Origin of the sequence: Brenneria sp. L4-2C (genome assembly GCF_040240335.1) — a bacterium.
GTDB lineage: Bacteria > Pseudomonadota > Gammaproteobacteria > Enterobacterales > Enterobacteriaceae > Brenneria.
This window is the reverse complement of the sequence record NZ_JBEIAC010000002.1, coordinates 166085-187406: the sequence shown is the minus strand read 5'-3', so window position 1 is coordinate 187406 and position 21322 is coordinate 166085. Positions and strand designations below refer to the sequence as shown.

Sequence of the window (21322 nt, the reverse complement as noted above, 5' to 3'; positions counted from 1 at the left end):
ACAATGACTGATTTATATTATGGCGTCGCTTATTATGATGAATATATGCCGGCGGACAGGCTGGGAGAAGATATTGAATTGATGTTGTCCGCGGGCATTAATGTGGTTCGTATCGCTGAATCGACCTGGAGTACGCTGGAGCCGCAGGAGGGCGAGTATAATTTCACCCATTTGGACCGCGTGCTGGATGCCATGCATGCCGCCGGGATAGCCGTCATTATCGGTACGCCGACCTACGCCATTCCCGGCTGGCTGGCGAGAAAACACCCGGAGGTGATGGTGACGACGGCGCAGGGGCGGGAAAAATACGGCCGCCGTCAGATCATGGATATTGTAAATCCGACGTTTCTGCATTATGCCGAAAATATCATTCGCGTACTGATGACGCATGTATCCCGTCACCCGGCCGTCATTGGCTATCAACTGGATAACGAAACCAAGCATTACGATAACGTCGGGCCGGATATGCAGCGGCGTTTTGTTGATGCGCTGAAGTCCCGTTACCCGGATATCAGGCGGATGAACCGTGATTTCGGACTGGATTACTGGAGCAACCGGATTGACGACTGGGACGATTTTCCCCCGGTGGAGAGCACCATTAATGCCAGCCTGGGCAGCGCGTTCGCCAAATTTCAGCGCCAGATGGTGACTGAATATCTGATGTGGCAGGCCGGTCTCGTCGCTGAATATGTCCGGGACGATCAGTTTATTACCCATAATTTCGATTTTGAGTGGCGCGGTCACTCTTACGGCGTACAGCCGCGCGTGAACCATTTCGCCGCCGCGCAAGCGCTGACGGTCGCCGGCGTAGATATTTATCACCCCTCACAGGATCATCTCACCGGGCGGGAGATCGCGTTTGGCGGCGATATCGCCCGCAATCTGAAACAGGGCGCTAACTATTTTGTGCTGGAAACGCAGGCGCAGGGGTTTGCGCAGTGGACGCCTTATCCGGGACAGTTGCGTCTTCAGGCTTTCAGCCATGTCGCCCACGGCGCTAAAATGGTGTCGTACTGGCACTGGCACTCGATCCATAACGCGTTTGAAACCTATTGGAAAGGCTTGTTGAGTCACGATTTCCTGCCTAACGCGACTTATCGTGAAGCGCAGACTATCGGCGCTGATTTTGCCCGCCTTTCCGATGCGCTGGCCGATCTGGCTTTTCAGCATGACGTCGCGCTGCTGGTGAACAATGAAGCGATGGAAGCGCTGAACTGGTTTAAGCCCGGAGAAACGCAAGGCAATGTCTATAACGATATTGTGCGGCGCTTTTATGACGCGTTGTACGACCACAACATTGCGCTGGATATCATCAATGACGTCGATGATGGCTGTCACCAATATCAGGCCATCATCATCCCGGCGTTGTATGCGGCCGACGATGCGCTGCTGGCCCGCATCAACCGCTATATCGAAAACGGCGGTCGCGCGCTGATCGGTTTTAAATCAGGTTTTTGCGACGAAAATGTGAAAGTGCGCAGCGCAAAACAACCCGGCATCTTGAGTCAGAGTTGCGGGGTCTCCTATAGCCAATTTGTCTTACCGGAGTCGGTCGCCATCGAGTCGCTGGTTGAGGACGTCGCCGCTCTGGCGGATGAACCCGCTGAATTATGGATGGAACTGTTAACGCCGGATGGCGAGGGAACGCGCGTCGTCGCTAAATATCAACATCCGGTCTGGCAAAAATATGCCGCCGTAACTGAAACGGATTACGGCGACGGGCGGGCGATGTATGTGGGGTTTCTGCCGCAGAAATCTTTTATCAGCAAATTATTCAATTATTTATGCCGGGATTGTCAGTTGGCGTCGCGCACGGCGGATAGCGTTTTTCCGCTGATCGTGCGCCGCGGAAAAAATCGGGCGGGGAACACCATTCGCTTTATGTTTAACTACTCGGCAACGGCGCATCCCATCCGAATCCCGGTTCCGTCTCATTGCCTGATAAACGACCAGGCGTTGCCTGCGGCGTCGGAAGTGACGCTGGAACCCTGGGGATTACGCATATTGCAGGATGATTGATTTATCCTTCCGGCACCGGAGAGAGAGGACAATGGCGTTTAATTCCGATGAGATGGTGAACTTTTCGCCGCTGATAAAAAGTTTCACCTTCAATGCCTATCTGGTCGCCGGCTTCACCCCGATTTCGCGAGGCAGTAAACTGGATTATTACATCAACCGTCCACAAGGAATGAAAGGCTACATCATCAACCTGACGCTGCGAGGGGAAGGGCGGGTGAAGGCCGGGGAGCACGATATTCATTGTCAGGAAAACGAACTGGTGCTTTTTCCGCCGGGCGTGCCGCATCACTATGGGCGCGCGGAGAGCAGTGAATTCTGGGATCATTTGTGGATTTATTTTATCCCCAGGCCCTACTGGGTGGATTGGCTGCGCTGGGACGTCACCGACAAGGAAATCGGCAAAATGCGGCTTGACGCGCCCGCTGCCATCGAGAATATGCAATCCCTGTTCTCTGAAGTGATTCATCACCATGCCGCCACCGAACCGCTGGCGGAGGCGATGGCCATGAACGCGCTCGAAAGGGTGATTTTAACCTGTTTCCAGGCTCAACCAATCAGCAACCGCCACGCCTTGGATCCGCGCATTAATGCGCTATGCAAGTACATTGATCAGCATATCGCCGAGGATATCAATATAGAGACGCTGGCCAGACAGATCTTCCTTTCCCCTTCGCGCGTGGCCCATCTATTTAAGCGAGAGATGAATCAGACGGTTTTCGCCTGGCGCGAGAAACAGCGTATCAGCCGGGCAAGAAGCCTGCTGCAAAGCACCTCTTTGCCCATCGCGCAGATCGCGCAGGCGGTCGGTTATCCGGACTCGCGCTATTTTTCTCGGCTATTCCGCCATCATTACGGCATCAGCCCTCGTGAGTATAAAAAGTGCTACGAGAGAAAGAATACGATTTGATAATGTTTTCTTGTTCCGACGCCGTTTTTTATCTGAAAGCGCCCGCCAATATCCGAATCGGCCTATTCTTATTGTGTTCATATGAAAAATGCAGTGTTCTGCTCTATAAATAAAGCTAGTAGCGTGCTTTTTTATGGGCTGCAATCCGATCGCTTTATACAGCCTGCCATTAGTGATTAATCTGACCCTCTGACCAGGATAGCGGATGGCGTTTGGAAAACAGCGCTGGATACGGATTGTTTTTTACGTATTTAGTATAAAACACAAGCAAATGGTGATTAATTATCACCTGAAGTAGATGATATAACATGCTTATTCGGTTAGATGTGGACTATGTGAGTGATTCTGTTTTCTGGCCAGTTTATAGCATGGAAGGGAAGTTATTGGCTGCTGAAATGATAATCCGCTTTAATAGTTTGTTTGGCAATGCGAGTATTTTACCGGATATCATTTTCAGTATGTTAACAAAAACTCAACAGCATGATTTAATTAGGGAGCAGGTCGATTTCATTAAGCGAAATGCCCCCTGGTTTACCCAAAACGATGTGCGTCTGCTGCTGAAAGTCGATCATGAAATAGCGGATTTTTTACTGGAATCGACATCATTATATAATGAAATTAAAAGTCTGCTTTTCATTGAATTGGAGATTAATGAACTCTTTCCAAACTTATCCCAGGGCAGAGGAAACGAACGTATTCTTAAACTGAGCGAGTCGTTTAACTTATGGCTGGATAATTTTGGTTCGGGAAAAGTGAATCTGAAGCCGTTGAATGACGGATGCATCAGCGCGGTGAAGATGGATCAGAATCTGGTCTGGTATCTTTTATCCCGACCGACGCAAAGCTCGATTATGGATCCGCTGTTGCGTGTTATCAGGAATAATTATCAAGGCGTCAGGATTATCGCAAAAGGCATCGATACCCTTGAACATCTGGAAAAAGCCAGAAAGCTAAATATCGATGCGTTGCAAGGCGGGCTTTGTCCGGCGGTTCATTTTGATGAACTGGAAATACAAACCGATTTTTTATGGGATATAAGATAACGATTCTTTCCCTTTCCTTCCCGTTTGCCGGTCTACGGCGTAATACCCCCATACTCGCTCCGTGTTAGTTTTATGGCAGCCGTTCTACACTTTCCCTTACAGGGGAGACAACATGCCGCAGAAACTATCGTTCATCAATCACTACCATCAACAGTTGCCGGGTTTTTATACCGAGCTGAAACCGACGCCGCTTCAGGGCGCGCGCCTGCTTTATCACAGTCAGGGGCTGGCGGATGAGCTCGGTCTGTCGCCCGCGTGGTTTACGCGCCCGCATGACGCGGTTTGGCGCGGCGAAGCGCTGCTGCCCGGCATGGCGCCGTTGGCGCAGGTCTACAGCGGCCATCAGTTCGGCTCGTGGGCCGGACAACTGGGCGATGGCCGCGGCATTCTGCTGGGCGAGCAGCAGTTGGCGGACGGCCGCAGAATGGATTGGCATCTTAAAGGCGCGGGCCTGACGCCATATTCCCGCATGGGCGACGGGCGGGCGGTGCTGCGCTCGGCGATCCGCGAGTTTCTGGCTTCCGAGGCGATGCATCATCTGGGCATCCCGACGACGCGGGCGTTGACGGTGGTCACCAGCGAGCAACTGATCCGGCGCGAACGGGAAGAACCCGGCGCAATGTTGCTGCGCGTGGCGGAAAGCCATGTGCGGTTCGGCCACTTTGAACATTTTTATTATCGCCGAGAGCCGGAAAAGGTGCGTCAATTGGCGGATTTCGTCATCGCCCGTCACTGGCCTCAGTGGCAGGATGAGGAGCGGCGCTACACGCTGTGGTTCGGCGATGTGGTTGAACGAACCGCGCGGCTGATCGCCCGCTGGCAGGCCGTCGGTTTTTCGCACGGCGTGATGAATACCGACAATATGTCGATTCTCGGGTTAACCATTGATTACGGGCCGTTCGGTTTTATGGATGATTATCAGCCGGACTACATCTGTAATCATTCCGATCATCAGGGGCGTTACGCCTTTGATAACCAACCCGCGGTCGGGCTGTGGAATTTACATCGTCTGGCGCAGTCGCTGTCGGGACTGATGACCACGGATGAGCTGGAGAGCGCGTTGGCCCGCTATGAGCCGGCGCTGATGCGGCAATTCGGCGAGCTGATGCGCGCCAGGCTGGGGCTGTTCACCGCCGACGCCGCCGATAACGATATTCTGGTCGGTCTGTTAGACCTGATGCGGCGGGAGCGCCGCGACTATACCCGAACGTTTCGCCTGTTGTCCGCGGTCGAGAAAAACGACCCCGTTAGCCCGCTGCGCGATGAGTTTATCGATCGACCGGCATTCGACCGCTGGTTTAACGCCTATCGTCGACGTCTGTTGCAGGAACCGCAGGACGATGCCGAACGTCGGCGGTACATGAACGCGGTCAATCCGAAATATGTGCTGCGCAACTATCTGGCGCAGCAGGTCATCGAGCAGGCGGAAAAGGATGATATCGGGGCATTGAGCCGGCTGCATCAGACGCTTTGCCAGCCTTACGCCGACCAGCCGGAGAGGGAGGATCTGGCGGCGCTGCCGCCGGAATGGGGCAAGCATCTGACCGTATCCTGCTCCAGTTGAAGCGTTTCAGCGACGCAGATAGACCTGCGGAATCGGGTATTCGGGATGCGGGCCGACGCTCAGGTCGGCCTGATACCAGCGGGTAAGTAGATCCGCCTGCAACACCTGTTCCGGCGTGCCTTGCGCCACCAGTTTTCCGGCGTGCAACAGCAAAATCCGGTCGGCATACAGGGCGGCCAGATTGAGATCGTGCAGGACGCAACACACGGCCAGCGGCTGCTGGCGGGTCAGTTGTTTCAGCAGCCGCAACAAATGCTGCTGATGATAGAGATCCAGCGCCGAGGTGGGTTCGTCGAGAAACAGCCATCCCGGCGTCGGCTGCGGATGCCAGAGCTGGGCCAGCACGCGGGCTAACTGCACGCGCTGCTGTTCGCCGCCGGAGAGGTGCCGATAATCGCGCTGCGCCAGATCTGAACAGCCGGTTTGCGCCATCACCTGCCGGACGATGTCGTCGTTTTGCCGGTCGCGTCCATAAGGGGCGCGGCCCATCGCCACAACCTCCTGCACGCTGAAAGCGAAAGCCAGTCCGCTGTGCTGACGCATCACCGCCCGCGTTTTCGCCAGCGCGGTCGGCGCCCATTGGGCGAATGGCTTACCGGCCAACCGGCATTCTCCCTGATTCGGCGTCAGGTAGCCGGTCAGCAGGCGCAACAGCGTGGATTTTCCCGCGCCGTTGGGGCCGATAATCGCCACGATCTCGCCGCAATGCACCTCCAGCGAGACATCCTGCGTCAGGTCGCGTCCGCCGGTGTAGAAACGCAGGTTGCGGGCCACCAGCGCGTTATTCGCAACGGCGTTACTCATTTCCACGTCCTTTATGCTGCACGATCAGCCATAAGAAATAGGGACCGCCGATCAAGCTGGTCAACAGCCCGACGGGCATCTCGGCCGGCGATAACAGCGTGCGCGCCAGCGTATCGGCGACCAACAGCAGACAGGCGCCGCCCAGCGCCGCGCCGGGAATAAGCAAGCGGTGGTCGGCTCCCAGATGCATACGGATCAAATGGGGGATCACCAGTCCGATAAAACCGATTACGCCGCTGACGGCGACGGCGACGCCCACCAGCAGCGCGCTGAGCAGCAAAAGGGTGTGTTTGGTGCGCTTGACGTTGACCCCCAGATAGTGGGCCTCTTCGTCGCCCAGTTGCAGCAGATTCAAACGACGGGCCTGATACAAGGTCACGATAATCGCCGGCAGCGCCAGCGTGGCGGCGCCGATCAGCATCGGCCACTGCGCCTGACCTAAGCTTCCCATACCCCAGAGGGAAAACTGACGCAGTTGCTGGTCGGTGCTGACGTAGGTCAGCACGCCGACAGCGGCCATGCACAGGGCGTTAAGCGCAATGCCCGCCAATAGCAGCCGGGTCAATCCCCCTTGTTCGGCGCGACTCAGCATAAAAATCACCGCGGTAATCGCCAGACTGCCGACAAAAGCCGCCAGCATCGGGCTATAGAGCGATAGCAGCGGGGGCAGGCCGAGCGGCAGCACAATCGTCAGCGCCACGCAAAGCGCGCCGCCGCTGCTGATCCCCAACAGGCCGGGATCGGCCAACGGGTTGCGGAATAATCCCTGCATGATGGCGCCGGAACAGGCCAGCGCGCTGCCGACCAGTACGGCCAGCAGTACGCGGGGCAGGCGGATATTCAACCAGATATGCCACAGCGGATCGGTAAACGGCGTCTGCCACAGCGTTTTGAACGACAGGGCGAGCGCGCCGAGATTGGCCGCGCATAATATCAGCGCCAATAGCAACAACAGCAGGGCGATCAGTACATAGCGTGGATGAAACCGTCGCGTCATTTTATTTGTTCTGCGGCCTGACGGATGGCGGCCATCAGGGCCGGCGTCTCCAGCGTAAAGCCGAGCATCGCCATATCATCAACCACCAGCAGGCGCTGGTTTTTCCCCGCCGGGGTCAACGCCAGGCCCGGCAATTGCCAGATTTGCGCTTCGCCGCCCAGGCTCTTTAGTCCCTGAGTGGAGATCAGCACCAGATCCGGCGCGCTGGCGACCACCCCTTCCTGCGACAAGGGCTGATAGCGCTCAATATCCTGCATGGCGTTAGTCAGGCCGACCCGGCGGAGGATGGTATCTGCCGGGGTATGCTTGCCGGCGGCCATTGCGGTCATACCGCCGTGGCTGAGTACGAACAGCGCCTTCACCGGCAACGGCGAGCCGGCGACGCCGGCTAACTGTTGCTGGTAGGTTTCCGTCAGTTTCTTGCCTTCCGCTTCTTTATGCAGCGCCTGAGAAATCACGCCGATCTTTTGCGCGACGGTTTCCGGCGTCGGTTTGGCCGGCACGTTGATAACTTTGGTGCCGCTGTCCGCGACCTGTTGCAATACCAGCGACGGTTGCGACAGGTCGCTGGCGATCACCAGCGAAGGTTTCATCGCCAGGATGCCTTCGGCATTGAGCTGGCGCATGTAACCCACGTCGGGCAGTTTGGTCGCGGCGTCGGGATGAAGACTGGTGCTGTCTCTGGCCACCAGATCTTTCTCCGCGCCCAATGCATAGATGATTTCCGTGACGTCACCGCCGATGGAGACAATGCGCTCCGCGGCCGAAACGCCCAACGGCAGAACCAACACTAATGGAATGAGCCAGTTTTTCATGCGGCAAGATCCTTAAGCGGTTTCAGCGCGCCGATCTGGTCGCGCCACTGCTGTTGTTCAGGCGTGCCTTCGGTGCGTTGGCCGAATAGCTGCGCAATTTGCGTACCGTCCGCGGCGTACAGTTCCAGACTGGTGACGATGCCGTCGGCCGTCGGTTTGCGCGTGACCCAGCTTTCGGCGATGGCGTTTTCAATCAGATGCAGCGTAAAGTCCGGATTAAAAATATTGATCCATTCGGCATGCTGCGCTATGCGTTCCACGCGTTCGATCTGACCGGTAAAAATCTGCACGCAGCCGCGGTTGCCGACGAATACCATGATTTCGTTTTGCGTGTCTTTGGCGGCGAACAGAATCTGTGACAGCGCCGCGTTATCGACCTGATAGGCCAGATCGTCGCTGACGGCGCGGAATGCCTGCTGACGGGTGAGGTTGTGACGCTTTAGCAGAATGAAAAACTGATGAACATCGGTCATGGCGCGCCATTCCGCTTCCAGCGCGGGGTTATGTTCCGCCTCTGCGGTTTCGGCGAGCGCGGCGGCTTGCGGGCGCAGGGACAACGCCGGATTTTCGCTGTCGGCGAATTGGGCGACGACCTGTTGCCAGGCCGGCATATCGGTGGCGTCGGTCGCATACACCTTCAGAATGGCATCGCCCTGATGGTCGAAAAACTGAATGCTCTGGCGTTCGCCGCGCGGCGTGCTTTCCACCAGCGAGAAGGCGGACGCCCATTGATGCAGGAACAGGCGCAGATCCAGCTCGCGCGGATTGAGAATCAAACCGGCATGGCCATCCAGGTGCTGGTTGCGGTAGTAACCGACGTGCTCGTGAACGGCATAGTGATTGCGGGTGATGGACTTGGTATTGCCCACCTGTTCCAGGGCGGTCAGCCAGCTTTTGGCATCGCCCTGAAGGCGGCGGGCATCGTGGCCAACGCGCGCGTGCGTCAATTCGGCCTCGCTAATGCCGAGCAGGTCGGCCAGATCGCGGGCATATTTACGCGGGTGCGCGATTTTCGCCTGAAGGTATTGTTGATATATTGCAGTCTGCATTGTCGCTTCCTTATTCTTTGTCATCGTCACAGCCTAGCCAGAATCTAATGAGAATCATTTTCATGTAACAAAAAAGTTACATCAAGTGAAATTTTCTTAATCCATTGGCCAGGCGCCACGGGCGCGGCGGGGAAGCGATACTGTCTTCGGGTCGCCATCAATCATGGCGGCCCGAAGACAAGGCAGAGGAGGGATGCGGCGATTATTTCAATTCAGGCCAGTAGTCGCGGTTCGCCTCGATCAAATCATCAAGAATGGCTTTCGCCACGCTGGCGCTGGGCACGGTTTTCGACAGGCTGATGGCTTGCCACAGTTTCTGGTAGGAGCCCTCCACCCAGGCCTCAACCACCAGTTTTTCCACCGCCACCTGCTGACTCATCAAGCCTTTCTGGAAGGTCGGAATATTGCCGACCTGCAACGGTTCCGGCCCATGACTGCCCACCAGACAGGGAATTTCCACCATCGCATCGTCATCAAAGTTATTGATTGCGCCGTTGTTTTCTACGATCAGCAACATCCTTTCCTGCGTATTAAAGGCGATGGCCCGCGCCAGGTCGACGATATAGGACGCATGTTCATCGATTTCCAGATCGCCGGCCGCGCCGGATTTGGCGTTGATAATGGCGTGACAGGAACCGAATACGTGTTTCTCGCGACCGGCCATCACCTCATTGGCGCGGGTATATTCCGGGTTGGAATGCGCCACCACATAGTCCGGGAAGAAATAGTATTTCAGGTAAGTATTCGGCAGCGTTTGCGGGTCGAGCGCGCACACGTCTTTGGCCTTGGCGAAGGTATCATTCCAGCTCGGTTCGACGTTGGTCTCGTTCGTTTGCGGAATATAGCCGTATTTCGCCACGTGTTCACGAATGGTCGGCAGCAGTTCGTTGCCGTCTTTGTCCTGAATCGAGGTCCACCAGCCAAAGTGGTTCAGCCCGTAGTAGCGGACTTTCATCTCTTTGCGTGATTTCAGGCCGATGATTTCCGCCATCCGTCCTTCGATACCGATAGGCATATCGCAGATATTGAGAATTTTTGCCTGCGGGCGCAATTTACGCGTGGCTTCCGCGACAATCGCCGCCGGGTTGGAATAGTTCAGCATCCAGGCCTGCGGCGAATATCGCTCCATAAAATCCACCAGTTCCAGCACCCCGCCGATAGAGCGCATGCCGTAAGCGATGCCGCCGGGGCCGCAGGTTTCCTGCCCCACCACGCCGTGGCGCAACGGAATTTTTTCATCCAGTTCGCGCATCGGATATTTCCCGACGCGGATATGCGCCATGACAAAGTCCACGTCGGTGAACGCCTCTTCCGGGTCGGTGGTATAGCTGAACGCGATTTCCGGCGCCTGCTCCTTCAGCAGGATTTTACAAGCCTCGGCGATGGTTTCCTGCCTTGCGCTGTCGTTGTCATAAAACTTCAGCGTGCCGATCGGGAAACGATCGCGGTTTTGTAACAGCATCAGAACGATTCCCGGGGTGAAGGTGCTGCCGCCGCCGGCAATGACGATTGAGAATTTTTTCATGGGTGAATCTCCGTGTAGCGTGAGTGTTGCATCAAATTTTCCAGACGATCGCGAACCTGCGGAACCGACAGGCCGACGATGATTTGAATCGCGTTGTCGTTATGCACCACGCCGTGAGCGCCGAGCTGACGGAATATGTCGTCCGGCTGCATCAGCGCCGGATCGGCGAGCGTGATACGTAAACGTGTGGCGCAGTTAGTCAGGTTGACTATATTCGCCGTGCCGCCCAGCGCATCCAGATAGGCCTGAGCCTGTTCCAACTGGCCTGTCGGCTGCTCGGCTGGCTTGCCGCGCAGGTCTGTTTTGGTGTACAGCCTGATCTCGCTGTTTTCCCGGCCCGGCGTTTTGACGTCGAAGCGTAAAATCAGGGCGCGGAAAACAAAGAAGTAGATGAATGAAAACGCGGTGCCGACGCCGATCTGGATCACCATGTTCATCGCGTGGTGGTGAAACATCGGCATCCAGTTTTGCGTGGCGATTTCAATCAGCCCGCCGCCCATGTTGCCGACCACGCCCAGCGCGTACATCACCGTCGCCATGGTGGCGGACAGCAGGGCGTGAACGGCGAACAGGAATGGCGCGATGAACAGGAAGGTAAACTCCAGCGGTTCGGTTATTCCCACCAGCACCGCGGTCATCACGGCCGGGATGAGCAGGCCGGCCACCTTGCGTTTATTTTCCGTGTTGGCGGTGGCGTACATGGCGGCGGCAATACCGATGGAGCCGAACATTTTGGTATTGCCGAACAGCGCGAAACCGCCCTGGGGAAACAGCTCTTTTAACGGCAGGGTTGACTGGCTGAAGGCCTGAATATTCTCAATCCAGTTCACCTGAATCCCGCCTTCCACCGCAACCGGGCCGAAGATGAACGGTCCGTAAATAAAATGGTGCAAACCCGTTGGGATCAGAATGCGTTCCAAAAAGGTATAGATCCATACGCCTAATGCGCCGGATGCCAACATTAAATCTTGCAGCGAAGAAATGCCCATTTGAATTTTCGGCCAAATAAGCAGCGTTAACCAGGCGGCGGGCAGCATAATGAAAAAGCTGATGATAACGACATAGGCCGTTCCCTGAAATATACCAATATAAACCGGCAAGGTTTTATCGTAAAAACGGTTATGAATCGCGGTAACCAAACCGGCAATCGCAATGGCGCCAATAATACTGGTATCCAGCGTTTTTATTCCGGCAATTATGGCTAATCCGCTTACGCCCCCGGCATCGGCGGTGAAATCAACATTAAAATATCCGCCCCATTGCGTCGCCATAGCCTGAATAAGGTAATTGAACGTCAGGTAAGACACCAGTGAGGCCAGGCAGGCCCGAGCCGGCGCCTGATGCGCCAGGCCTATCGGCAGGCTGACGGCGAAGACTAACGGCATATTGCGAAATAGGGTCCAGCCGCCTTCTTCAATAATATTAATAATCTGAAAAAATAAACTATCCGGATTCGCTAATTCGCCGACAAACATGGGATTGGTCAGCATAATTGCGATGCCGACGATAATTCCTGAGAATGGGAATAACAGTACGGGAGTAAACATCGCTCCACCAAATCGTTGGATTTGACTTAGCATCGTGTTTTCCTTCATTTTAAATTTTGTAGGGAGAGGCTTTTTTTTTGTACGTCTAATATTTTCTTGTGCAGCGAGAATATAAAAATTGAATAAGGCAGGTCGTCATTTAACCTGAGATGTGTGAAGTGAATCATGATTTAGCGATCGCTAAAGAGGTATACCTTTTGGGCTTTTCACAGACATCCTGGCGCAGGCGGTCGCCGCCGTCGGGCAGGAATCACGGTAATATGATGATAAATAATGAAATTCAAACGACGCGGGGGTGGAAATGAGACGGATTTACGCCGTGCGGGAGGTCTGAAAGTGATCTACAAATCTATCGCGGAACAGATCCGTTCGCGTATCAATTCGGCCGAATTTCGCATTGGCGAAGCCCTGCCGGCAGAAAAAAGTCTGGTGGCGGAATTTTCCGTTTCGCGCATGACCATCCGCCGCGCCATAGAGCAGTTGATTAAGGAGGGATTGCTGCAACGCCGCCACGGCAGCGGAACCTATATCTTGCAGAAGGATGTTCAGCACGAGGGGCATGCGTTGAACAGTTTCGCCGAGCATATGCGTCTGATTGGCCGCACGTCCAACAATGAGGTGATTGATTTTCGAACCATTCCCGCGCCGCCGGCGATTGCCCGCCAACTGCGGCTGCGCGCCGACGAAAGAATTTACTTCGCCCGCCGTATACGCTACGTGGATGGCAAAGCCTGCATGCTGGAAGACAGTTATCTGCCCATCGCGCCTTTTCCCGATCTCTCCATTCAGCATTTGCAGGGCTCGAAGTTCGCCTACATCGAAGATGAAAAGCACGTCGAGATTGCCGGCTGTTATGAGATCTTTTCCCCGATACTGGCGGATAGCGTCGTTGCCGGCTTATTGAAGGTGAATGAAGGCACGCCGCTGTTGCAGATGACATCGCTGGCGAAGACGTCCGGGGGGGAATATATTGATTTTTCCATCATGATCAATGCCCATGACTATCAGGTGAGCTTTTATATGCAGCGCAATAAACTCACGTTATAGACGATCGCGGCTTACGCGGATGGCGGGATGGCAGATGCTCAATGTCGCGCGGGCTGCGGCAAACATGAGATAGCCGTTTTGCCGCTATCTCATGTTTAACCTGCGAAGGCTGGCCGCTCAGAAGCGGCTATCGACCGCGTCGACCAGGCGGGCGAGCAGGTTTTCCGTGTCCTGCCAGCCCAGGCAGGGATCGGTGATTGACTGCCCATAGGTCAGCGTTTGCGGGTTGCGCGCCGGCTGATTGCCTTCCAGCAGAAAACTTTCCACCATCACGCCGGCAATGGCCGATGACCCCGCGCGTATTTGCCGGCAGATATCATCAGCGACGTCCAGTTGGCGGCGGTGCTGTTTCTGACAGTTACCATGGCTGAAATCGACCACCAGCCGTTCAGGCAAGTGGTGTTCGCGCAACTGCGCGCAGGCCGCGGCAATATCGTCGGCATAATAGTTCGGCTGCTTGCCGCCGCGCATAATAATATGGCCGAACGGGTTGCCGTGCGTTTGATAAACCGTCATGCGTCCCTGTTTATCGGGGGAGAGAAACATGTGCTGCGCGCGGGCGGCGCGAATGGCGTCGATGGCGATGTGCGTGTTGCCGTCCGTCCCGTTTTTAAAACCGACCGGGCAGGAGAGCGCCGACGCCATTTCACGATGGATCTGGCTTTCGGTGGTGCGCGCGCCGATGGCTCCCCAGCTAATCAGGTCGGCGATGTACTGACCGACCACCATATCCAGAAATTCCGTGGCGGTGGGTAAGCCAGTGCTATTGATGTCCAGCAGTAAACGACGCGCCAGCGCCAGTCCCTCATTTACCCGGTACGAGCCATCCAGTCGCGGATCCGAAATCAACCCCTTCCAGCCCACGACGGTGCGCGGCTTTTCAAAATAGGCGCGCATAACGATTTCCAACCGTTCCCGATACTGAGTGCGCAATGCCGCCAAACGATCGGCATACTCGATCGCAGCGGCTGTGTCGTGGAGGGAGCAGGGGCCGATAACCACCAACAGACGGCGGTTTTGGCCGCTAAGAATCTGTTCGCAATTTTTTCGTGACGCCGTCACCGTCGCGGCAACGGCGGGTGAAACCGGTAATTCGTCCATCAGCGTTTGGGGGGCGGCCAGGCTGTCGATGCGCGTACTTCGCAGTTCATCTGTTTGATGCATAATGTGTCTCTGAGTGCTGTCGGCTAAGAACGCCTCTCTATCTCTGTCGGAGAATGTTCCTCAGCCAAAGGATTTTCTTCGCAACGGCGAATTGCCGGGAAGTGATGGCGATTACCATAAACCAAACCCGGCGTATTTCAATCGTCCGGCGTTAAAAAATCTATCATGTACTAGTACATGCGTCGACTCATGCCGAGAATGTCAATGATCTTGGCGGAGATCTCCTCCACCGAGTAGTTGGTGGTGTTGATGTATTTGATCTGGTGTTTACGGAACAGCGCTTCAACCTCGTTCAGTTCCATACGGCATTGGCGCAGAGACGCATAGCGGCTATTCCCCCTGCGCTCTTCGCGGATGGCGGCCAGCCGTTCCGCATCAATGGTCAGCCCGAATAACTTGTGCTGGAAAGGTTTTAACGCGTCAGGCAAACGCAGGTTATCCATATCGTCCGCGATGAAGGGGTAGTTGGCGGCGCGAATCCCGAATTGCATCGCCAGATAGAGGCTGGTCGGGGTTTTGCCGCAGCGCGAAACGCCAAGCAGGATGACCTGAGCCTGATCGAGATTACGCAGCGAAATGCCGTCGTCGTGCGCCAGCGTATAGTCGATGGCGGCAATACGCGCGTCATATTTACCCAGATTGTTGGCGGTCAGCCCGTGCGTGCGATTGGCGATCGGCGCGGGGGAAATGTTGAGCTCCTGCTGTAACGGCGCCACCAGCGCCTGCACGATATCCTGACAAAATCCCTCGCTGCTGATGATGATATCGCGCACGGTTGGCGTCACGATGGAATAAAAAACCAGCGGTCGCAGTCCGCTGTGCCGGTAGGCGGTATTGATTTGCTCGCAGACGGCTTTGGCGCGCGCTTCATTTTCGACGAAGGGCAGGGTATAGCTCACCGTGCTGACAGGAAATTGCGACAGCACCGCGTGGCCCAGCACTTCAGCCGTGATTGCCGTCCCATCCGAGACATAAAATACGCTTCTTTCCACATCCGCCCCTTATCGTTTTTTTCAGCAAAAATGCATTAACTTCATCAAAAAATGGATTTAATGAATACTTTTATTAAAACGCGATTTCATTATCAATATGATAACGATAATAATCTTCCGCAATATTTTATTTTTACCGCATTTATCGATTTTGCCCGGTGAAATGAGTTTTTTTTCATAGGTTGATCGATTCACCTTTCCATACTTTATAAAACGCTATGCTACGCTGATTATGTTGAGATGAATTCTCAACCGGCTATTTCCATACCCTACTTGTATCTTGTATGCAGAAAGGATTTTTTTCGATGTCCAATAACGGCTCTGATTTGCGTAATGTCCTCTGGTATAACCAGCTTGGTATGCACGACGTTGAACGGGTGGGAGGCAAAAACGCCTCTCTGGGCGAGATGATCACCAACCTGTCGGAACTGGGCGTAGCGGTACCGAATGGTTTTGCGACAACGGCACAGGCGTTTAATGATTTTCTTAATCAAAGCGGTATCAACCAGCGTATCTATGATTTGTTGGATCGCACCGATATTGATGATGTGAACCAACTGGCGCAAGCCGGGGCGCAAATCCGCCAGTGGATTATCGATACCCCCTTCCAGCCCGCGCTGGAACAGGCGATCCGCGAAGCGTATCAACAACTGGCCGACGGCGAGAAAGATGCCTCCTTCGCCGTGCGCTCTTCCGCTACCGCCGAAGATATGCCGGATGCGTCGTTTGCCGGGCAACAGGAAACTTTCCTGAATGTTCAGGGCATCGAGGCGGTGATGGTGGCGGTGAAACACGTGTTTGCCTCCCTATTCAACGATCGCGCCATTTCCTATCGCGTCCATCAGGGATACGACCACCGCGGCGTCGCGTTGTCGGCCGGGGTGCAGCGCATGGTGCGTTCCGATCTGGCGGCGGCCGGCGTGATGTTTACCATCGATACGGAATCCGGTTTTGATCAGGTGGTGTTCATTACCTCGGCGTACGGGTTGGGCGAGATGGTGGTGCAGGGCGCGGTAAACCCCGACGAGTTTTATGTACACAAACCCACCTTGCTCGCCGATAAGCCGGCGATCGTGCGTCGCAATATGGGATCCAAAAAAATCCGCATGGTGTACGCGGCCAGCCAGGAGCACGGTAAGCAGGTTCAGATTGAGGATGTGCCGGAAGAGCAGCGCGCGCGTTTCAGCCTGAGCGATGATGAAGTGCAGGCGCTGGCTCGTCAGGCGCTGCTGATTGAAAAACACTACGGCCGGCCGATGGATATCGAATGGGCGAAAGACGGCCACAACGGCAAACTGTACATCGTGCAGGCGCGTCCGGAAACCGTTCGCTCCAACGGTCAGGTTATGGAGCGCTATCATCTGCCGTCGCGCGGAGAAGTGCTGGTTGAAGGCCGATCCATCGGTCATCGTATCGGCGCGGGCGAAGTGAAAGTGATTCAGGATATCAGCGAAATGCACCTGATTAACGCGGGCGACGTGCTGGTGACCGACATGACTGACCCTGACTGGGAGCCGATCATGAAAAAAGCGGCCGCCATCGTGACGAATCGCGGCGGCCGCACCTGTCACGCGGCGATTATCGCCCGCGAGTTGGGCATCCCCGCCGTGGTCGGCTGCGGCGATGCCACGGAACGTCTGCATAACGGACAGAAGGTGACGGTATCCTGCGCCGAAGGCGACACCGGCTACGTCTATCATGACCTGCTGGATTTCACGGTAAAAAGCTCGCAGATTGACGCCATGCCGGGGTTGCCGCTGAAGATCATGATGAATGTCGGCAATCCCGATCGCGCTTTCGATTTCGCCTGCCTGCCGAACGATGGCGTCGGACTGGCCCGGTTGGAGTTTATCATCAACCGCATGATCGGCGTTCATCCGCGCGCGTTGCTGGAGTTTGAGCAGCAAACGCCGGCGCTACAGCGCGAAATCAAGGCGTTGATGCAAGGGTATGACGATCCGGTCGAGTTCTATATCGGCAGATTGACGGAAGGCATCGCCACGCTGGGGGCGGCTTTCTCACCCAAGCGGGTCATTGTCCGCTTATCCGATTTTAAATCCAATGAGTACGCCAATCTGGTGGGCGGCGAGCGTTACGAACCGGATGAAGAAAATCCGATGCTGGGCTTCCGCGGCGCGGGGCGTTACGTCTCCCCGGACTTTAAAGCGTGTTTCGCTTTGGAGTGCGAGGCGATTAAACGTGTTCGTAACGACATGGGACTGAAGAATGTCGAGATTATGATCCCGTTCGTTCGTACCGTCGCGCAGGCGAAGGCGGTGATTGATGAGCTGGCTCGTCAGGGGCTGCGGCGCGGCGAAGACGGCCTGAAAATCATCATGATGTGCGAGATCCCTTCGAATGCCCTGCTGGCGGAGGAGTTTTTGGCGTACTTCGACGGTTTCTCCATCGGCTCGAATGATATGACGCAGTTGGCGTTGGGGCTGGATCGGGATTCCGGCGTGGTTTCCGAACTGTTCGATGAGCGCAATGATGCCGTGAAAGCATTACTCTCTATGGCGATCAAGGCCGCCAAAAAACAGGGGAAATACGTCGGCATCTGCGGTCAGGGGCCGTCGGACCATGAGGATTTCGCGCTCTGGCTGATGGAGCAGGGGATTGATAGTTTGTCGCTCAATCCGGATACCGTGGTGCAAACCTGGTTGAATCTGGCTGAACATCAGTAGCCTCACATTTCCATCGTTATCCCCGCAGCCGACACCGTCATCCCCGCAGCTTACACTGTCATCCCCGCGTCAGTAGGCGGGGATCGCTGGCTGAAACCGCACATAGTCATCGGCCATTCCCGCCAACGCGGGAATGGCCGATTTGGGTTTGATATTACGAAGGCGACGTTATTGATGCTCTGACGCCCGACGGTATGCTTCACTGCGCAATCAGGAAGGCGCTAAACTGCGGCGTCATCTCCGCCTGAAAGCCATTCTCGGTCTTGCTAATCAGGTAAACGGCCAACCCCTGCTGTTGCGCCAGTTCTAAGGCTTTTTCACGTCCCAGCACCATTAACCCGGTGTCCCAGCCGTCGGCCTCAAGCGCGGTAGGCGCGATAACAGTGGCCGAAACCAACTGGTGCGTGATGGGTTTTCCGGTCGCGGGGTCGATCACATGGGAATAGCGTTGACCGTTTTGTTCAAAGTAGTTGCGGTAGCTGCCGGAGGTGCTGATGGCGTATCCCTGCAAATTGACCGCCGTCTGCATGGCGTTTTCCCGATCGGTCGGCTTCTGGATCGCCACGCGCCACGGTATCCCTTGCGCATTTACCCCCCGACTGGATATCGCGCCGCCGACCGAAACCAGATAGTTGGTGATGCCCTTGCGCGCCATCAGTTGCGCCAGCAGGTCGGCGCCATAACCTTCGCCGAGGGTCGACAGGTCGACATACAGGTCGGGCAAGTCTTTCTGAATCCATTCGCCCCGATCGTCGCTCAGCAATTTCAGATGGCTGAGCCCGATTTTTTGCCGCACGGCGTCAATTTGCTGCTGGCTGGGGATTTGCGTCGGCTGTTTCTGCGGACCGAATCCCCACAGATTGACCAGCGGCCCCACGGTGATGTCCATCGCGCCGCCGGTGGCCCGCCCGATACGCTGCGCCGCCAGTATGATATCCGCCATGCCATTGCCGATGGGTTGCGGTTCATTGCCGCGGTATTGGTTGAACCTCGATAGCGTTGAGTCTTGACGATAGGTTGAAATCTCGTTGTTCGCCTGCTCCAGCAGAGCATCAATCTCCTGCTGAAGCCGTTCTTTGCTTTCTTGCTGTTCACCGCTGATTTTTACGCTGTAAAACGTCCCCATCGTTTTTCCCTCGATGGCCATCAGCGGACGAAGGTCGGTGTGGGGAGCGTTATCACAACCTGTAAGCAGGCTGAACAATAAACCAACTATTAATCCCCTGGCGAGATTAGCCATGAAAAACTCCTGAGAATGAAGCCAATATAATCAATAGATTTCAACGGGCGGGGCATTCGACCGGCTGAAATCTGAAAGAAGAAAGATATAAAGCAAAGCAGAAGAAATACAAACAGGAGATTAACAAAAACATGGCCGACCGCAATTTATGGCGGGGAAACTAAAAAAAAGCCCATCTCAGGGGATGGGCAAAGACTACACACAGCAATTCGTTACTAACTCTGACGAGGAGGAAACCTTGTTGACTAACAGAAGGTTAAAACTAGCTCCGTGACACATGCTAAAGAGAACGCCGCGGACAGTCATTAGGAATCATCCTAATAGTTAATTGTTTTTAAAGAGTTTATTGGCGAAAGCAATCGGGGTTTCAATGAAATTAACCAAATAAACTTAAATAAGCAGATTTTTTAGGAATAATCCCTCAAAAATGAAACCAAACATTAGCATTGTTTATCATTTGATTGCCGCGAGACGTTTCTCCCGCGGCGATGATTGCGCTTGACGGCGATCAGTCTTTGCCCGCCTGCGGGTTTAAAGGGTCTTCCGTAATGGCCTGCGGCTCAGGAATTTCTTCCATCCAGGCAAAAAGCAGGCGATAGGATACCGCCAGCACGACCGGTCCGATAAACAGGCCGATCATGCCGAAAGCCAACAATCCGCCGATAACGCCGCATAGGATGAGCAGCAGCGGCAGATCGGCGCCTAAACGGATCAGGACGGGACGGATGAAGTTATCCAGCGTTCCCGCTACGCAGCTGAACACCACCAGCACCGTTCCCCAGGTGGTGTCGCCAGTCCAGTAAAGCCAGATAATGGCGGGGATCAACACAGGAAGCGGCCCCAATTGCACCAGGCAGCACAAAAACATCAGCACCGTCAATAAAGTGGTGTAGGGGATGCCGGAAATGAACAGGCCGATGCCGCCCAGCAGCGACTGAACGATGGCGGTCACCACCACGCCCAGCGCCACCGCCCGAATGGATTGCGCCGCCAGAATGACGGCGGTATCGCCGCGTTCACGGCCGAGGCGGATAGCGAAGTGACGCACCGCTTTGGCGACCGATTCGCCCTTGTAGTAGAGCAGCGCGCTGAATACCAGCATCAAGGCGCAATGCATCAGGAAGCGCCCAACGTGCGCCGCCTGCGCCACCAGCCAGGTCGCGGTTTTCCCCACGTAGGGTTGAACTTTGGCGAACAGACCGCTGCCGCCGCTTTGCAGCAGGGTTTGCCAACTGTTGAATAATTTGTCTCCGACGACCGGAATAGACGTTAACCATTCCAGTCTGGGCGGAGAGAAATTCTCCTGACTGGCTCCCCAACTCATTAACGCCGAGCTGTTATCAATAGCGCTGCTGACCAGTATGGCGATCGGCATGACGAATAGCAGGATCAGCAGCAGCGTCATGGCGAGCACGGCCAGTGAACGGCGTCCCCACAACAAATGCTGAATTTTGATCAACAAAGGCCAGGTCGCGATCACAACCATGCTGGCCCAGGCGAATCCCAGAATAAAAGGCTGAACTACCCAAAAACAGGCGATGATCATTATGATGATGAACAGCAGGCTGAATAATGTTCTGGCCGGGTCAAAATGCTGTTGTTGGATTTTTTTTATCAACGAAGATTACCTCTATATCAGTAGACACCTTGTCGGAAAGCTGCGCCGTTTTAGCAAGGCGATGAAACGGCGATGATTTATCATGAGATATTTCTGTGGTTTTTGACAGCCTGTTAAACATTTTGTTGGCGTAAACCGCGTAAAGCCCATACTCAATGCGTTTTTTCCCGATTCGGCGGCACGGTCGCGGAAAATGTGATAAAACGTGATGAGTCTGATGGTTGGATAAACGGAAAATTGATGAATTATTCGCCATATATTTCAAGGTATAGGGCATAAATCCCTTCACTCACAGACACCTGACGTC

17 protein-coding genes and 1 other RNA gene are annotated in these 21322 nt (G+C 55.0%); 6 read left to right on the top strand and 12 right to left on the bottom strand.

Features of this window, described 5'->3' with window-relative positions:
* The first annotated feature begins 3 nt into the window (after positions 1-3).
* The 4 genes from ABRZ26_RS04740 (at position 4) to ABRZ26_RS04725 (ending at position 5533) form a co-directional block, all read left to right on the top strand.
* Entirely contained in the window at positions 4-2019 is a 2016-nt protein-coding gene (locus ABRZ26_RS04740) for a beta-galactosidase (protein ID WP_319603113.1), read from the top strand.
* Positions 2020-2050: 31 nt separating this feature from the next.
* Positions 2051-2926, top strand: coding sequence for an arabinose operon transcriptional regulator AraC (araC, locus tag ABRZ26_RS04735; RefSeq protein ID WP_319603112.1), 876 nt, complete (start codon positions 2051-2053; stop codon positions 2924-2926).
* A 308-nt stretch (positions 2927-3234) separates the two neighbouring features.
* Positions 3235-3969, top strand: coding sequence for an EAL domain-containing protein (locus ABRZ26_RS04730; RefSeq protein WP_319603111.1), 735 nt, complete (start codon positions 3235-3237; stop codon positions 3967-3969).
* A 112-nt stretch (positions 3970-4081) separates the two neighbouring features.
* On the top strand, positions 4082-5533 hold the full coding sequence (locus tag ABRZ26_RS04725) for a protein adenylyltransferase SelO (protein WP_319603110.1): 1452 nt from the start codon (positions 4082-4084) through the stop codon (positions 5531-5533).
* 6 nt (positions 5534-5539) lie between these two features.
* On the opposite strand, the gene ABRZ26_RS04720 is transcribed toward ABRZ26_RS04725, so the two are convergent.
* The 6 genes from ABRZ26_RS04720 to ABRZ26_RS04695 all read right to left on the bottom strand — a co-directional run bounded on the left by ABRZ26_RS04720 (position 5540) and on the right by ABRZ26_RS04695 (position 12303).
* On the bottom strand, positions 5540-6337 hold the full coding sequence (locus ABRZ26_RS04720; protein WP_319603109.1) for a heme ABC transporter ATP-binding protein: 798 nt from the start codon (positions 6335-6337) through the stop codon (positions 5540-5542).
* Positions 6330-7334, bottom strand: a complete 1005-nt coding sequence (locus tag ABRZ26_RS04715; RefSeq protein ID WP_319603108.1) for a FecCD family ABC transporter permease — start codon at positions 7332-7334, stop codon at positions 6330-6332. The genes ABRZ26_RS04720 and ABRZ26_RS04715 overlap by 8 nt, the downstream gene beginning before the upstream one ends.
* The gene (locus ABRZ26_RS04710) at positions 7331-8149 is read right to left on the bottom strand and encodes a heme/hemin ABC transporter substrate-binding protein (RefSeq protein ID WP_319603107.1); all 819 of its coding nucleotides are present in this window, start codon (positions 8147-8149) and stop codon (positions 7331-7333) included. Before ABRZ26_RS04710 ends, ABRZ26_RS04715 begins: the two co-directional genes overlap by 4 nt.
* Positions 8146-9198 (bottom strand): hemin-degrading factor, encoded by a 1053-nt coding sequence (locus ABRZ26_RS04705; RefSeq protein WP_319603106.1) that lies wholly within the window; start codon positions 9196-9198, stop codon positions 8146-8148. The genes ABRZ26_RS04710 and ABRZ26_RS04705 overlap by 4 nt, the downstream gene beginning before the upstream one ends.
* A gap of 202 nt (positions 9199-9400) precedes the next feature.
* Positions 9401-10723: a 6-phospho-alpha-glucosidase gene (locus ABRZ26_RS04700; protein ID WP_319603105.1), complete on the bottom strand. Its 1323-nt coding sequence runs from the start codon at positions 10721-10723 to the stop codon at positions 9401-9403.
* Entirely contained in the window at positions 10720-12303 is a 1584-nt protein-coding gene (locus tag ABRZ26_RS04695) for an alpha-glucoside-specific PTS transporter subunit IIBC (RefSeq protein ID WP_319603104.1), read from the bottom strand. Before ABRZ26_RS04695 ends, ABRZ26_RS04700 begins: the two co-directional genes overlap by 4 nt.
* Positions 12304-12606: 303 nt before the next feature.
* On the opposite strand from ABRZ26_RS04695, the gene ABRZ26_RS04690 reads away from it, so the two are divergent.
* Positions 12607-13317, top strand: a complete 711-nt coding sequence (locus ABRZ26_RS04690; protein WP_319603103.1) for a GntR family transcriptional regulator — start codon at positions 12607-12609, stop codon at positions 13315-13317.
* Between the two features lie 117 nt (positions 13318-13434).
* Here the strand turns inward: ABRZ26_RS04690 and ABRZ26_RS04685 are convergent, their stop codons facing one another.
* Together ABRZ26_RS04685 and ppsR are read right to left on the bottom strand one after the other, a co-directional pair.
* The gene (locus ABRZ26_RS04685; RefSeq protein WP_319603102.1) at positions 13435-14481 is read right to left on the bottom strand and encodes a 3-deoxy-7-phosphoheptulonate synthase; all 1047 of its coding nucleotides are present in this window, start codon (positions 14479-14481) and stop codon (positions 13435-13437) included.
* A 170-nt stretch (positions 14482-14651) separates the two neighbouring features.
* Positions 14652-15473, bottom strand: coding sequence for a posphoenolpyruvate synthetase regulatory kinase/phosphorylase PpsR (gene ppsR, locus ABRZ26_RS04680; protein WP_319603101.1), 822 nt, complete (start codon positions 15471-15473; stop codon positions 14652-14654).
* A 305-nt stretch (positions 15474-15778) separates the two neighbouring features.
* On the opposite strand from ppsR, the gene ppsA reads away from it, so the two are divergent.
* Positions 15779-18157 carry a phosphoenolpyruvate synthase gene (gene ppsA / locus ABRZ26_RS04675; RefSeq protein WP_319603100.1) on the top strand — a complete coding sequence of 793 codons (2379 nt, stop codon included), beginning with the start codon at positions 15779-15781 and terminating at the stop codon, positions 18155-18157.
* 199 nt (positions 18158-18356) lie between these two features.
* Here ppsA and apbE read toward each other — a convergent pair whose 3' ends face one another.
* The 4 genes from apbE to ABRZ26_RS04655 all read right to left on the bottom strand — a co-directional run bounded on the left by apbE (position 18357) and on the right by ABRZ26_RS04655 (position 21304).
* On the bottom strand, positions 18357-19397 hold the full coding sequence (apbE, locus tag ABRZ26_RS04670) for an FAD:protein FMN transferase ApbE (RefSeq protein WP_319603099.1): 1041 nt from the start codon (positions 19395-19397) through the stop codon (positions 18357-18359).
* Positions 19398-19557: 160 nt separating this feature from the next.
* Positions 19558-19669: antisense sRNA RprA (rprA, locus tag ABRZ26_RS04665), an RNA gene on the bottom strand.
* A 236-nt stretch (positions 19670-19905) separates the two neighbouring features.
* Positions 19906-21015 carry an AI-2E family transporter YdiK gene (gene ydiK / locus ABRZ26_RS04660; protein WP_319603098.1) on the bottom strand — a complete coding sequence of 370 codons (1110 nt, stop codon included), beginning with the start codon at positions 21013-21015 and terminating at the stop codon, positions 19906-19908.
* Positions 20984-21304, bottom strand: a complete 321-nt coding sequence (locus ABRZ26_RS04655) for a hypothetical protein (RefSeq protein WP_319603097.1) — start codon at positions 21302-21304, stop codon at positions 20984-20986. The genes ydiK and ABRZ26_RS04655 overlap by 32 nt, the downstream gene beginning before the upstream one ends.
* Between the last annotated feature and the right edge of the window lie 18 nt (positions 21305-21322).

Bases quoted from the DNA above. Each gene is read 5' to 3' on its own strand.
- ABRZ26_RS04740 (WP_319603113.1), top strand. From the start codon at position 4: ATGACTGATTTATATTATGGCGTCGCTTATTATGATGAATATATGCCG.
- araC (WP_319603112.1), top strand. From the start codon at position 2,051: ATGGCGTTTAATTCCGATGAGATGGTGAACTTTTCGCCGCTGATAAAA.
- ABRZ26_RS04730 (WP_319603111.1), top strand. From the start codon at position 3,235: ATGCTTATTCGGTTAGATGTGGACTATGTGAGTGATTCTGTTTTCTGG.
- ABRZ26_RS04725 (WP_319603110.1), top strand. From the start codon at position 4,082: ATGCCGCAGAAACTATCGTTCATCAATCACTACCATCAACAGTTGCCG.
- ABRZ26_RS04720 (WP_319603109.1), bottom strand. From the start codon at position 6,337: ATGAGTAACGCCGTTGCGAATAACGCGCTGGTGGCCCGCAACCTGCGT.
- ABRZ26_RS04715 (WP_319603108.1), bottom strand. From the start codon at position 7,334: ATGACGCGACGGTTTCATCCACGCTATGTACTGATCGCCCTGCTGTTG.
- ABRZ26_RS04710 (WP_319603107.1), bottom strand. From the start codon at position 8,149: ATGAAAAACTGGCTCATTCCATTAGTGTTGGTTCTGCCGTTGGGCGTT.
- ABRZ26_RS04705 (WP_319603106.1), bottom strand. From the start codon at position 9,198: ATGCAGACTGCAATATATCAACAATACCTTCAGGCGAAAATCGCGCAC.
- ABRZ26_RS04700 (WP_319603105.1), bottom strand. From the start codon at position 10,723: ATGAAAAAATTCTCAATCGTCATTGCCGGCGGCGGCAGCACCTTCACC.
- ABRZ26_RS04695 (WP_319603104.1), bottom strand. From the start codon at position 12,303: ATGCTAAGTCAAATCCAACGATTTGGTGGAGCGATGTTTACTCCCGTA.
- ABRZ26_RS04685 (WP_319603102.1), bottom strand. From the start codon at position 14,481: ATGCATCAAACAGATGAACTGCGAAGTACGCGCATCGACAGCCTGGCC.
- ppsA (WP_319603100.1), top strand. From the start codon at position 15,779: ATGTCCAATAACGGCTCTGATTTGCGTAATGTCCTCTGGTATAACCAG.
- apbE (WP_319603099.1), bottom strand. From the start codon at position 19,397: ATGGCTAATCTCGCCAGGGGATTAATAGTTGGTTTATTGTTCAGCCTG.